Annotated in this window: 11 protein-coding genes; 3 read left to right on the top strand and 8 right to left on the bottom strand. The window is 43.7% G+C overall.

Annotated features, from left to right (window positions below; translation table 11 throughout):
- Together yfaE and ORJ00_RS11870 are read left to right on the top strand one after the other, a co-directional pair.
- Positions 1-255, top strand: a complete 255-nt coding sequence (gene yfaE, locus ORJ00_RS11875) for a class I ribonucleotide reductase maintenance protein YfaE (protein WP_027672170.1) — start codon at positions 1-3, stop codon at positions 253-255.
- Positions 256-330: 75 nt separating this feature from the next.
- Positions 331-1,338 carry a tetratricopeptide repeat protein gene (locus tag ORJ00_RS11870; RefSeq protein ID WP_051219954.1) on the top strand — a complete coding sequence of 336 codons (1,008 nt, stop codon included), beginning with the start codon at positions 331-333 and terminating at the stop codon, positions 1,336-1,338.
- Positions 1,339-1,409: 71 nt separating this feature from the next.
- Here ORJ00_RS11870 and ORJ00_RS11865 read toward each other — a convergent pair whose 3' ends face one another.
- From ORJ00_RS11865 to ORJ00_RS11840, 6 genes are all read right to left on the bottom strand, one after another.
- Positions 1,410-1,979: a YceI family protein gene (locus ORJ00_RS11865; protein ID WP_305974501.1), complete on the bottom strand. Its 570-nt coding sequence runs from the start codon at positions 1,977-1,979 to the stop codon at positions 1,410-1,412.
- A gap of 15 nt (positions 1,980-1,994) precedes the next feature.
- Complete coding sequence (locus ORJ00_RS11860; protein ID WP_027672168.1) at positions 1,995-2,543, bottom strand: cytochrome b; 549 nt, start codon at positions 2,541-2,543, stop codon at positions 1,995-1,997.
- Between the two features lie 169 nt (positions 2,544-2,712).
- The gene (trhO, locus tag ORJ00_RS11855) at positions 2,713-3,627 is read right to left on the bottom strand and encodes an oxygen-dependent tRNA uridine(34) hydroxylase TrhO (RefSeq protein ID WP_027672941.1); all 915 of its coding nucleotides are present in this window, start codon (positions 3,625-3,627) and stop codon (positions 2,713-2,715) included.
- Positions 3,628-3,757: 130 nt separating this feature from the next.
- The gene (locus tag ORJ00_RS11850; RefSeq protein WP_306139957.1) at positions 3,758-4,399 is read right to left on the bottom strand and encodes a LysE family translocator; all 642 of its coding nucleotides are present in this window, start codon (positions 4,397-4,399) and stop codon (positions 3,758-3,760) included.
- 179 nt (positions 4,400-4,578) lie between these two features.
- Positions 4,579-5,919, bottom strand: a complete 1,341-nt coding sequence (locus tag ORJ00_RS11845) for an NAD(P)/FAD-dependent oxidoreductase (protein WP_306139956.1) — start codon at positions 5,917-5,919, stop codon at positions 4,579-4,581.
- A gap of 36 nt (positions 5,920-5,955) precedes the next feature.
- On the bottom strand, positions 5,956-6,543 hold the full coding sequence (locus ORJ00_RS11840) for a GNAT family N-acetyltransferase (protein WP_306139955.1): 588 nt from the start codon (positions 6,541-6,543) through the stop codon (positions 5,956-5,958).
- 220 nt (positions 6,544-6,763) lie between these two features.
- On the opposite strand from ORJ00_RS11840, the gene ORJ00_RS11835 reads away from it, so the two are divergent.
- Positions 6,764-9,370, top strand: coding sequence for a TonB-dependent receptor plug domain-containing protein (locus ORJ00_RS11835; RefSeq protein WP_306139954.1), 2,607 nt, complete (start codon positions 6,764-6,766; stop codon positions 9,368-9,370).
- A 67-nt stretch (positions 9,371-9,437) separates the two neighbouring features.
- Here the strand turns inward: ORJ00_RS11835 and ydiJ are convergent, their stop codons facing one another.
- Both ydiJ and ORJ00_RS11825 read right to left on the bottom strand, forming a co-directional pair.
- Complete coding sequence (gene ydiJ / locus ORJ00_RS11830; RefSeq protein WP_306139953.1) at positions 9,438-12,476, bottom strand: D-2-hydroxyglutarate dehydrogenase YdiJ; 3,039 nt, start codon at positions 12,474-12,476, stop codon at positions 9,438-9,440.
- Positions 12,477-12,557: 81 nt separating this feature from the next.
- On the bottom strand, positions 12,558-13,022 hold the full coding sequence (locus ORJ00_RS11825; RefSeq protein ID WP_027672936.1) for a YehS family protein: 465 nt from the start codon (positions 13,020-13,022) through the stop codon (positions 12,558-12,560).
- Positions 13,023-13,082 lie beyond the last annotated feature (60 nt).

Raw genomic sequence — 13,082 nt, 5'->3', positions numbered from 1 at the left:
ATGCCTACTGTTAAAGTAAGCGCTGATGTGGCCATTAATTTTGATGGCCAAGCCAGAACGCTGCTCGACGCACTAGAACAACAACGGTTACAGGTCAATTTTCATTGTCGTGAAGGTTACTGTGGTGCATGTCGTTGTAAGCTTTTACGCGGAGAAATTCGTTACATCAATGAACCCCTGGCTTTTGTTCGGCAAGGCGAGTTCTTGCCATGCTGCAGTATTCCTGTAAACGATATTGAAATTGAAATCCCGTGATTGTGTGGTATTTTTACTGCATTTGCTGCAGACTACGATACGTGTATTGTGCATTGATCTTGAAGGAGATCATTGATGAAGGCCCTGTTGTTGCTCGTTGCATCCAGTTTACCGTCGGCAGACTTCTCCCATTATGAGCAATTGTTAGCCAAGTCGCAGTTTTCTGAGCTTGAACATCAGTTGGTCAAGCTGCCCGATTATAAACAACACGATAATTTACTGGTTGTCTATGCTAAGGCTCTGATTAGTTTGCAACGTTTGGAAGACGCTAATGACTTACTCAACTTCGCTGTTGAACAGTTTCCGCAAAATGTTGAATTAAACTATCTTGCAGGATTAAGCAAAATTCGTTTGGCAAGCAATGGCAATGTGTTTGCAGCAAAAGATCGCGCGCTTCGCGGCGTGGCGTTATTGCAAAATGCTGTTAATTTAAACCCGCAGTATTTTGCTGCACGTCAGGCATTAATAGATTTTTACAGTATTGCACCAGCCGCTGCAGGTGGTGACAAAGCACTTGCTGAAGCCATGACAGAGCAACTTGCCAAAGAAAATCCGGCACAAGCCTTGTTAGCCAGATCGCGTATTTTACTTAATGACAAAAAACCTACAGAGGCACTTGAACTATTAAACAGCATGATGCCTAACCCACCAACGGCGCGCTTACTCGCACGTAAAGCTCAAATTGAAAATGAATTAGGCGTGCATGCACAAGCATTTAAAAGCTATACGTTAGCAGCTCAATACGCTACCGATGCAACTGACAAATATAATGCACTTTACCATATAGGCCGCTTGGCGGTAATCGCCGATCAAGATGCTGATGAAGGGATTAAGGCGTTACAACAATATCTGGCATTTTACAAAGACAGTGAAAACAGAAGCCTGTATTGGGCAACATTACGCTTAGCACAACTGATGTATCGTACCGGTGATACTTTTGAGGCCACATTGCTTGTCAGCCAACTGACCAACGTGCAAGTAGAAGACGAAGAATTTAATCTTATTTTGGTAAGTTTGCTCAGTGCCTTAAAGCCGAAAGAACCTGTGCCAATACCTATATCGACAACAAACAATAGCAATTAAACATCAGTCTAAAACAGCAGGAGTGCTGCATTTTTGTATTAGCATCTCCTGCTGATGAGTGATGCTGAGGCCTACTTGCGGATCCCCTCAACGCTTAACTCCATTTGTACTGTTGCCGAAGCAGGGCCTAAATCCATACTGATAGCAAAGTCTTTCAACGTTAACGTTGTAGTACCTGAAAATCCAGCACGATACCCCCCCCAGGGATCTTTGCCTTCACCCGTTTTTTCTGCAGCAATAACGACTTCTTTTGTCACACCATTGAGGGTGAGGTTGCCATAAAGGTCGAAGTTATTGTTATCTCTCTCAACAACTTTAGTGCTAACGAAAGTGGCTTTAGGGTGTTTGCCAACATTAAGAAAGTCAGCACTTCGTAAGTGTTTATCACGCTCAGCATGATTTGAATCAACGCTACTGGTATCTATCGTTAACTGAATTTTTGACTCGGCTAGCTTTGCCGCGTCATAGCTAAAGTCACCAGAAAAAGTATTAAAGCGGCCATAAAGCCAGCTATAACCTAAATGGCTAATTTTGAACTGTACAAATGCGTGTGCGCCTTGAGTATCAATAACATAGTCTGCAGCCTGTGCTGGCAATGTCATTAATGCAGCCAATGAGGCAGCGAGGAAAAGTTTCTTCATATTACTCTCCAAATTTTAAGGTTTACGCCCAAACATACGTCTGAGTGTATTGTCTTTATCAACAAAGTGATGTTTTAACGCTGCAGCACCATGCAACAATGTCAGCGCGATTAAGCTGTAAGCAACGTATTCGTGCACTAAGCCCGCAGTGTCAGCCTGATTATCAAACAAGGCCCCTGCTGCGGGTACATCAAACCAACCAAATACACTTATTGGCCTGCCGTCTTCTGTAGAAATCAGATAACCACTTATAAAGAGTGTCACCATACCGATATACAGCAAACCTTGCACAACAGATGAAATCTGTTTTTCCCAACGTTTATGCGTTGTTACTGCATTTGGCGGCGGACTAAAGTAACGCCAGGCCAAACGAAGGCAAATTGTTATGGCCAACAAAATACCAATACTCTTATGCCAGTATGGTGCAGTTCGATACCATTGGCTGTAATAGGTCAGATCAACCATCCAGAAACCAACCGCAAATAAGCCTAACACTGCTAAAGCGGTTATCCAGTGCAGTACAATACTTATTAGCCCATAACGCGATACGTCATTTTTCCACATGGTTTACTCCTTTAATTTACTAAGGATATAGCAATTTTGTGAAACTAAAATCGCAATTTTTGCCGATAAGCATTCTAAATAATAGAATGGATGGTTAACGACAAACCATTTAATACCATAAAAAAAGCCAGCATTATGCTGGCTTTTACTATCGATAAGTTACTAAACCTTATTCAAACTTACCATCTCGGATGTGCTTTTCACCACGTTGTTTTGCTAATTCAACCTGACGCTGACGTTCTGCGAAGGCCGCTTTTTGTTCTTCTGTTGTTTTATCATAACAGTGCGGGCAACTCAGACCTTTAACATAATGCTCTGATAACATTTCATCAGCCGACAATGGCATGCGGCAGGCGTAGCATTGATCATAACTACCTTGCTCTAAGCCATGTTTAACTGCCACGCGTTGGTCAAATACAAAACATTCACCTTGCCACAGGCTTTGCTCAACGGGTGTCTCTTCCAGATATTTTAAGATACCGCCATCCAGGTGATAAACCTCATCAAAGCCTTGCTCTTTTAAGAACGCGGTAGATTTTTCGCAACGAATACCTCCGGTACAAAACATAGCCACTTTTTTGTGCTTGGTTTTGTCCAGATTATCTGCCGCCCACTGCGGGAATTCACGAAAGGTAGTCGTGTTTGGATTGACAGCATTTTTAAAGGTACCAATGGCAACTTCGTAATCATTGCGTGTATCAATCACAATGGTGTCTGGATCAGAAATAAGTTGATTCCAATCATCACCTTTAACATAGGTACCAACAATATGTGCAGGGTCAATACCTGCGACACCCATGGTAACAATTTCATTTTTCAGCTTAACTTTGGTGCGATAAAACGCCAGCTCTTCCGCAAACGATTCTTTATAACTTAACGCGGTAAAACGCCCATCAGCATCTAGCCAGGCTTTAACAGCATCCACACCGGCTCGCAAACCGCAAATGGTGCCATTAATCCCCTCTTCAGCCAGCAATAATGTACCTTTAACATTATTGGCAACCATCGTCTCATATAACGCATCTCTAAGCGTTACGTAATCGGGTAAGTGAACAAATTTATAAAGTGCAGCTACAACGTACATAATTAACCTCTTGCAAGGCCGGACCGTAAATCCGGAGCAACATTAAAAACCGCGCGTATTATAACGGTGCCGACAGTTATAGCAATAAAACCCTTAAATAAAATGTGGTTTTACCTCGTTACTATAAGTATTAGCGACTAAGACTGCTCACCACCAAATGAGCCGCAAGTGCCAGCAATAATAAGCCCATCGCCCTGTCGAACCAATAGCCTTTTAGAAGTAAAAAACCTCTCACTTTAGTGTGGGTTAGCACAACAGATAACATACAAAACCATGCCGCGGTCGCTATTGACATATAGATTCCATAACCAATTTTGTACATAAGCGGAGTGATAGGGGAAATGATGACAGCAAACAGCGATAGAAAAAATAACGTTGCTTTAGGGTTTAACCCATTGGTAATAAAGCCGGCAATGAAGGCTCGTTTTACCGACGGTACTTTTTCATTAGCACTTTCGTCCGTTGGCTGTTCTGACACTGATGGCGGCTGACTTTTCAGTGCCATTACACCAACATAGGCCAAATACGCTGCTCCTGCTATGCTCAATGCCTTAAACAGCCAGGGTGTTGTCTGGATTAGCACGGCAATACCAACGAGTGACCACGTGATATGCAATAATATGGCAACCCCAATACCTATACTGGCTGCAAGTGCCTGCTGTCTGCCAAAACGAACCGCATAGCGCAGTACAATGGCAAAATCCGGCCCCGGGCTAGAGACGGCCATTAGGTGCACAAAGGCAATTAATAAAAACTCAGGCCAAAAACTCATACAACATTATTCCAATGGCTAAAAACGGCATTTTAAAGACTTATGCAGGGTGGACACCAGCAAATAATCTATCTTAATCGCAGCCTGTGATTAGCAAATCGTTACTCAGCGATAACAGCGTTAAGCCGCGATTGCCTCTGCGCACTTACTATTTTCAATAAAAAAGTACACCAGAAAAGCTACGACAAAAAATGGTCTTTAAATCGCCCCCACTGATAAAACGCTTGCTGCCCAATACGTCTAAAACCTGGCAATGGAAACGGCCGTAGCGATGATTGGTATAGCGGCAGCGCAGGCAAGCCATGGCCCATTGCTAGTTGTGCTAACCGTAGGCCTGCTAATGTACTGAACGATACCCCACTGCCACAATAACCGGCACTGTAAAACACATTAGGTTGCGCTTCACAGACTCTGGGTAAGTCATCATAAGAAACTGCTACCCAGCCGCTCCAATGATAGTCGTATCGCAACGACTCCAACATCGGAAAACAGGCTTTCAATGCATTAAGTAATCGCGCGGGATAAATAGGCTTGGTCGCATCCTTGCCATGCACCGCACTGCGTCCACCAAAAAGCAGCCTGTTATCGGGTAGTTTACGGTAGTAATATTTTAGCGCACGGGTATCCATAACCAGCTGAGTATGATTAAGACCACTTACTTCAAGTTGCTCTGCATTCAGTGGCTGCGTCACTATCACGCTACTAAGCACCGGCAAACACGCATTATTCAGCTGCGGGAAAAAATTTTTTGGTGTATAGCCATTGGTAGCGAAAATAAGTTGTTTGCAACGCACTGTCGCTGATGGAGTCTGTACCTCAATAACCCCCTTCGGTTGTTGCCGCCATTTCAACACTGGCGTCCCCGTATACGCAACAACCCCACTCTGCTTGGCTAAACTGGCATACCCTTGTGCCAGCGCCATTGGGTTAACTCCAAAGCAATCAGGAAAACGGATAGCACCAAATGCTTGGGTATTTTGCATGTAATCGCGTTTCAATTGATCTGCTGAAACATACTGCACAGGATACGCGAAATTACGTTGTAAATACTCAGCTTGTACGGGGAAATCGCGGCCTAGTTTTGCGGTATGTGCCACTTTCAAGTAACCTGGTGGCTGAGGCTCACAGACAATATTGCCCTCGGCTATCATCCGGTGAACCTGAGCTATACCAGCGCCATATTCCTGATGAAATAATTTTGCTGTATCAAGGCCGAATTTTTTACTTAATTGTGACAACCCCAAACGACCTGTGCCACGTAAAACAAAGCCAGCATTGCGCCCGCTGCACCCCCAGCCGGTATTGTTTGCTTCTATTACCGTCACCTCGCGGGAAAACTGTGCTGCTAGTTGATAAGCACAACTCAATCCGGTGTAACCGGCACCGACAACAACAACATCGGTATTGATATCATGTTGTAAAGAAGTACCTAATGATTGAAGAGATGTGTTGGCGGACCAGTACGAAGCCGGATAGCTCGCCCTCTGCTCTATATTACTGTGAACCAGCGGATCGTACATTACTTACTCCACACTTCGCTTGTGAGCGAGCTTAAACTATTCTGACACGGCCAATGAATTGTCAATTTTAGCAAACGGTAATACCATTTCTGCTGCAGTACAGCGACACAAATTGCCACAACACGGGCATATATAGCCCATGGTTTCAGATAAATGTCGCCAGCGATCCGGATGAACATAAAGCAATTTTGCGCCTGCTTTAGCAAAATATAACTGTGCCGCATTGTCTGGGCTTTCACGCCAAATATGCGCTAAACCGGCCTCTGCACCTTGTTGTTGTAATGCACAAATTGAATGCAGTAATAGATTTTTAGCAACGCCCTGCCCACGATACTCGGGCTTTACGCCAACTGATTTAAAGTACGCCATCTTTGTCGATGACACAGGCCAAAGCGATACACTGCACCACTTATCTTGCAGCCATTGCCCAGCCGCATAGCTAATACGAAACCCTACAACCGTAGTTTTATCTAAAGCGATAAAACTCGCGTTAATATTATTTTTGATACCTGACTGCCACATCTGCTGCAATTCTGAAACTGTTAGATAATTATCACCGTGTATCTGGTTGGCTAACAAAACGACTGCGGGGAAAAAAGCTTCGGTTAACGGCAGGTATTGCATTTTCACATCCAGTAAATTGATCTGCAGACTTTTATAAAGCAGCTAATTAACATTGGCAATGGTTAACAACAATTTTAACTATCTCACTAAGTCCCCGTATCAACGACGAATTAACGTAAATATACGATAGACAACCACCGATTTATCAAATATTGTTATAACGACGACATAATAAAAGCATATACGTCAGGCAAATAACTAATAATTCCAGGAATAAACTATGAAAATCCACAACAACTATAATCCGGTTGCGCGGTCGGTAAAGTTCGCGTTAGCGGCATCTTTATGCATCAGTGCAAGTGTGGCGGTTGCTCAGGAACAGCAAACGGCAGACGCAACAAAAGAAAAAGCCGTTGAAAAAATTGCCGTCGTTGGTTCGCGTTCAGCACCACGATCTATTGGTGACTCGCCAGTACCTATTGATATTATCGGTGGTGAAGAACTGTCAAAAAATGGCAGTACAGATATGCTTAACCTGATAACAACAACGGTACCATCACTTAACGTACACTCTAACCCTATCAGTGATGCTGCAACGCTGGTTCGTCCAATGAACCTGCGTGGTCTATCTGCAGACAGCACTTTGATATTAACTAATGGTAAACGCCGCCATAAGTCGTCCGTTATTGCATTTTTAGGCGGCGGTATTAACGATGGTGCCCAAGGCGCAGATGTATCAGTTATCCCTGGTATTGCATTAAAACAAGTAGAAATTTTACGTGATGGTGCTGCTGCACAATACGGCTCTGATGCTATTGCAGGGGTAATTAACTTTGTATTGAAAAATGCCGACCAAGGCGGCAGTTTTGAAGTAAAACATGGTGAATACTACGAAGGTGATGGCACCAGCACTGAGTTTGCCGGCAACATTGGTATGCCGTTAACTGATAACGGTTTTGTTAACGCCAGTTTTCAATATAAAAATGTAGACCCGACAAGCCGCAGTGAACAACGTCCGGATGCTCAGGCATTTGCTGATGGCGGTAACCCAAGTATTGCACCTATTGCCCAGGTATGGGGTTCGCCAGAAATTAGTGATGATCTTACAATCTTTATTAACTCGGGTTTAGACTTGGGCAATGGTAGAGAAGCCTACCTGTTTGGTAACTACTCTGAGCGGGATGTTACTGGCGGTTTTTACTATCGTAATCCATATAACCGTGGCGGTGTATTCTCTAATGATGGTGGTGAGACCTTACTAATTGGTAACACTGACTTGGCTGCTGGTGCGTGTCCAACTATTGGACTTAAAGACGGTAGCGGTAGTAACTTGCCATTTGACGCGGTTAATTCGGCTGTAGGCGCGTTACCATCAAATTGTTTCACCTTCTTCTCGATGTTCCCTGGCGGCTTTACACCGACTTTTGGTGGTAATGTCACAGACACCTCAATCACTGCGGGTACTAAGGGTGAGTTTAAAAGCGGTTGGCTAGAAGACATCATGTATGACTTTAGCGGTTCTGTTGGCCGCAACGAGTCAAGCTATATGATGACTAACACCATCAACGCCTCTTTAGGCTTAGATTCACCAACCGAGTTTAATCCGGGCAAATATATTCAGCTGGAGAAAAACTTTACAGCTGATTTCGTTAAATTTGTACCTGCTGGCTTGTATGAAGACTTAACCGTTGCTTTTGGTGCACAATGGACTGAAGAAACCTTTGAAGTGGTTGCAGGTGATTCGGCTTCATTCGAAGTTGGTCAGTTTGTTGACCAAGGTTTCAGCATTGGCTCAAACGGTTTCCCTGGCTTTAAGCCTGAAGATGCCGGTGTTTCATCACGCAGAAACTATGCGTTCTATACTGATATTGAAGCAGAAATGACAGAAGCTCTGTTAATGGGTTTCGCCTTGCGTTTTGAAGATTATGATACCTTTGGCTCGACATTAAATTACAAACTGACTGCACAATATCGCCTAACCGATGACTGGGCAGTTCGCGGCTCACACAGCACTGGCTTTAGAGCGCCAACCGTTGGTCAGGCAAACGTAAGTAACGTGCAAACAAACCTGGAATCAGGTTTGTTAGTAGATTCTGCATTGTTACCACCTACCAACCCTGTCTCAATTGAATTGGGCGGTTCTGAATTACAACCTGAAGAGTCAACCAGTTTTGCTGCAGGTGTGGTGTATTCAGGTGGCGATATCTTTATGACCCTTGATTACTACCGTATTGATGTAGATGATCGTATTAGTCAGTCAAGTAAAATTAATTTAACCGACGCTAACCGTGAGGCACTTAAAGCTGCAGGCGTAAAAAACGTTGATTCCATTCAGCAGGTTAGCTTCTTTACGAACGATTTCGATACCAAAACACAAGGTATTGATTTTGTTGCTAGCTATTCTACCTACTTACTTGAAGGTCGCAGTAGCTTCAACTTCGCCTACAACTGGAACGATACGTCAGTTAAGAGTGCTACAGCAATCACTGGTTTAGATAAGGTATCGAGACTGGAAAATGATTTACCAAACCACCGCGCAACGTTAACCTGGAACCAGAGCTACGATGATTGGTCTGTCTTTGTAAGAACCAATTATTTTGGTGAATATCAAGGTGTCCACGTTGACTGGGTTGGTACACCAAGTGAGCCAGGTACTGAAGTTAATGCAAAAGCAAAAGTAACGTTTGACGCTGAGTTTAGTTACTTTATCAACGATGAGTTTGTTGTATCGTTAGGTGCTCAAAATATTTTTGATACTAAACCAGAGCGACTTAACCTTAGCGCTGTAGGTGAACCTAATAATGCTTTTGGTGGTAAATACTACGAAACTTCCCCAATGGGTATCAATGGTGGTTATTACTACTTAAAAGGTACTTATAAGTTCTAATCACTGTTAGAAACAAATAAAAAATCCGCCAATTGGCGGATTTTTTTCTTTACACATCATCCCCAGACTACAATGCTGCCAATAACGCCTGCAAAGGATGCAGGGGTTTATCACCGACTAAACGTTTAACCTGACTACGACAAGAAAAACCCGTGACCAATATTTGCTCCGTGCCAAACTGCTCTACCGGCTTACGCCAGCTCATATCAAATAACGCTTTGCTGTTTTCCAAATTCTGCGCTTCATGACCATAAGTACCTGCCATACCGCAGCAACCTACACTGACAGGCTTTAATGTGAGGCCAACCTTGGAAAAAATAGTCTGCCAGGTTTTTTCTGTAGCCGGCAAAGCAGTTTTTTCTGTGCAATGCGCTAATAAAGCATACTCAGCAGACTGTTGAGCATTTGGCAGTGTTTGCCCTGCTAACCACTCATGCAACAGCTGAACATTAAAATCCCCCCTTGCAGAACCCAGCGCTTTGTTATATTCATCGCGGTAAACCAACACCAAAGACGCATCAAGTCCTAACATCGGCAAATCCAAAGCCTGCAATTGATTTAAAAATTGTGCAGCCGTTGACGCTGTGCGGGCAAAGTCACGTAAGAAACCTTTAACATGTTGAGGTTTACCATTGGGTAAAAATGGTAGCAAGATCGGATTAAAACCCAGCTTAGTGAGCAAGCTAAGTGCATCAGCAACCAGCTCCGCTTCATAAAAGCTGGTAAAAGGGTCTTGCACCAGCAATACGGTTTTTTCATGTTGTGCAGCACTGAGTTGTTGCAGTGCAGCTAAATCAAATGCATAACGTTTGCCTACTTGCTGAGATAATGTTGGCACCGACAACAATGGCGTATCAACATAACCTACGCTTTTTTCCAACATACTGGCGACAAATTTACGTTTCAGCATAAAGTTAACTAACCGTGGGGCTTTTGCCAAAAGAGGTGCCGTGCGTTCAATATTACCGACGATATAGTCCTTTGCGGGCCGTAAATACCGGCTGTGATAAAGCTGTAAAAACCGCGCACGAAATGACGGCACGTCAACTTTAATCGGGCATTGCCCAGCACAGGCTTTACAGGCCAAACAGCCCTCCATTGCTTCCATCACCTCATGGGAAAAATCAGCATCTCCCTGACGTTTAGCTAGTGTGTTTTTAACTTTTTCCCATACCTCTTTGAAACTGCTACGGTTTTCTTGAAGTACTTGTTCTTGGGCTAATACATCGTAACCCGCATTTTCGGTTAGGCGTAACCATTCGCGCATTAAACCTGCCCGTCCCTTGGGGCTATGCCGGCGGTCTTTCGTTACTTTGCTGGACGGACACATTGGCGAGCTTTCTTCGTAGTTAAAACACAGGCCATTACCGTTACAATTTAAACTACTGTCAAAACTGTCTTTAACTGCAACCGGGATCTGCCTGTCAAACCAAGCTCGCTTTTGCCCATCAACAGACACCAATTTATCTGCGCTGTTAAAGGGCGTACAAATTTTTCCCGGGTTAACGCGGTTACGCGGGTCAAATGCTGCTTTGATTTTGCGAAGTTCAGTGAATAACTCTTCGCCAAAAAAAGCCGGAGCATATTCACTACGATAGCCTTTACCATGTTCGCCCCACATCAAGCCGCCATATTTGGCCGTAAGTGTAACAACCTGATCTGAGATGCTGCGGAGTAGTTTTTCTTGCTCAGGATCGCATAAATCCAAAGCTGGACGCACATGTAAAACACCAGCATCAACATGCCCAAACATGCCATAGTTCAAATTATGGCTATCGAGAAGCGCTCGAAACTCCATAATAAAGTCGGCCAGATTCTCTGGCGGTACAGCCGTATCTTCGGCAAATGCCAAAGGCTTTTGCGCCCCTTTGGTATTACCCAGTAAGCCAACCGCTTTTTTACGCATCGCATAAATATGGCCAATTGCCGTGGTGTCATAGGTAAGTTGATATCCGATAATACCGTCGGTTTTATCGGCAATGGCGTTATCTAAACGTGCAGTAAGTGCAGCAATTTTTTCTTCAATATCAGATTGTTGTTCACTGTTGTACTCGACCATATTAAGGCCTTGCATTTCAGTGCCTGCAACATCGGTAATCAAGTCTTTTACCTGATGCCAGATAATATCGCCGCGCGCTAAATTCAGCACCTTACTGTCAACGGTCTCAACAGATGTCGCTTGCGCAGCAACTAAAAACGGAGCATTTCTAAGTGCGCTGGCAAAACTGTCGTACTTAACGTTTACCAAACATTTATACTTGGCGATGGGCGTAATGTTAAGTTTGGCTTCAACGACAAAGCCTAAAGACCCTTCTGAACCAGTAATAATTCGAGATAAGTCAAACTCGGTTAAATCATCATTAAATACGTGTTCAAGATCATAACCGGTTAAAAAACGGTTTAAACGGGGAAATTTAGCTAAAATTTGTGGTCTGAAATCTCGACAACTATCCAATACTTGCCGGTAAATGCGCCCCACAGAATTAGGCATTTGTGCTCGGTGTTCAGCTTCAAACGTGGCCATCTTGTGCGTTTTAAGCACATTGCCATCGATTAATACGGTTTTTAACGCCAACACGTGATCACTGGTTTTACCATAAACCAATGAGCCCTGCCCAGACGCATCTGTGTTTACCATACCGCCGATAGTGGCACGATTCGAAGTGGATAAATCAGGAGCAAAAAAGAAACCATAAGGTTTAAGAAAAGCATTGAGCTGATCTTTAATTACCCCTGCCTGTACCCTCACCCAGCGCTTTTCGACATTGATCTCCAAAATATTGTTCATATGCCGCGATAAATCGACCACCACATGTTCCGTCAGTGACTGACCATTTGTGCCGGTACCGCCACCGCGCGGGCTAAATTTAATATGTGAGAAACTCGATGTTTGAGCCAGTGACGTTAAGATCACTAAATCATCAGTCGTCTTTGGTAACAAAACGGCTTGTGGTAGCGCCTGATATACACTGTTGTCGGTAGCAACGGCTAAGCGGCTAGCGTAACTGGTTTCAATATCACCAGTGTATCCAGCTGCAATTAATGCCTTGCTAAAGGCAACAATACCGGCATCAAGCGCTAATTCGGGGGTAAGCTTTGGGATCATAACTGCAGACACTTGGCAATAAATGCCTGCAGTATAACATTAACTTGGCAACAGATTTAACTGCAATTTGTAGCTAACGCGCTACTCTACAGGGCGGAATTTTAATTGAATACCGCGTAAGAAGTAACGCAATACCTGATCCTGGCACGCTCGGTAATGTTTATGATCTGCCCGGCGGAAAAATGCACTTAACTCAGATTTACTTAGGCGAAAATCGGCACTTTCTAGTAACGCAATAATGTCATCGTCTTTAAGATCAAAAGCGATTTTTAGCTTTCGCAACATGATATTATTGTTTAATTTTGTTTCAGGTTCAGGAATGCCGCTGTCTTTTGCTCCCCGCCGTTGAATGATCAAACCATTCAGAAACCCTGACATCAATACATCATCAATCGGGGTAAAACCTTCGTCTTCATCTTTCTTTAACCATGCAACCACTTGCTCTTTTGTTACAGTCACTTCCGTTAAGGCGAAAATGGCTATCATGCCGTAGTCATGTACGTTTAAACTGAAGCGCAGGCTGCGCAATAGGTCGTTGTTGGTCAAAAGAATATCCTGTGGGCAATAAGACAAAAAGGACAGCTATTATAACATAGCCGTTGTCAA

This window comes from Rheinheimera baltica (genome assembly GCF_030731985.1).
Lineage (GTDB): Bacteria > Pseudomonadota > Gammaproteobacteria > Enterobacterales > Alteromonadaceae > Alishewanella > Alishewanella baltica.
Note: the sequence above shows the minus strand (reverse complement) of the source record. Positions and strands in the feature narration are given on the sequence as shown.

What these genes read in the sequence shown, in the direction of transcription:
- ORJ00_RS11850 (WP_306139957.1), bottom strand. Translation starts at nt 4,399, where the DNA reads ATGAGTTTTTGGCCTGAGTTTTTATTAATTGCCTTTGTGCACCTAATG.
- yfaE (WP_027672170.1), top strand. Translation starts at nt 1, where the DNA reads ATGCCTACTGTTAAAGTAAGCGCTGATGTGGCCATTAATTTTGATGGC.
- ORJ00_RS11860 (WP_027672168.1), bottom strand. Translation starts at nt 2,543, where the DNA reads ATGTGGAAAAATGACGTATCGCGTTATGGGCTAATAAGTATTGTACTG.
- ORJ00_RS11870 (WP_051219954.1), top strand. Translation starts at nt 331, where the DNA reads ATGAAGGCCCTGTTGTTGCTCGTTGCATCCAGTTTACCGTCGGCAGAC.
- ORJ00_RS11865 (WP_305974501.1), bottom strand. Translation starts at nt 1,979, where the DNA reads ATGAAGAAACTTTTCCTCGCTGCCTCATTGGCTGCATTAATGACATTG.
- ydiJ (WP_306139953.1), bottom strand. Translation starts at nt 12,476, where the DNA reads ATGATCCCAAAGCTTACCCCCGAATTAGCGCTTGATGCCGGTATTGTT.
- ORJ00_RS11840 (WP_306139955.1), bottom strand. Translation starts at nt 6,543, where the DNA reads ATGCAATACCTGCCGTTAACCGAAGCTTTTTTCCCCGCAGTCGTTTTG.
- trhO (WP_027672941.1), bottom strand. Translation starts at nt 3,627, where the DNA reads ATGTACGTTGTAGCTGCACTTTATAAATTTGTTCACTTACCCGATTAC.
- ORJ00_RS11845 (WP_306139956.1), bottom strand. Translation starts at nt 5,919, where the DNA reads ATGTACGATCCGCTGGTTCACAGTAATATAGAGCAGAGGGCGAGCTAT.
- ORJ00_RS11835 (WP_306139954.1), top strand. Translation starts at nt 6,764, where the DNA reads ATGAAAATCCACAACAACTATAATCCGGTTGCGCGGTCGGTAAAGTTC.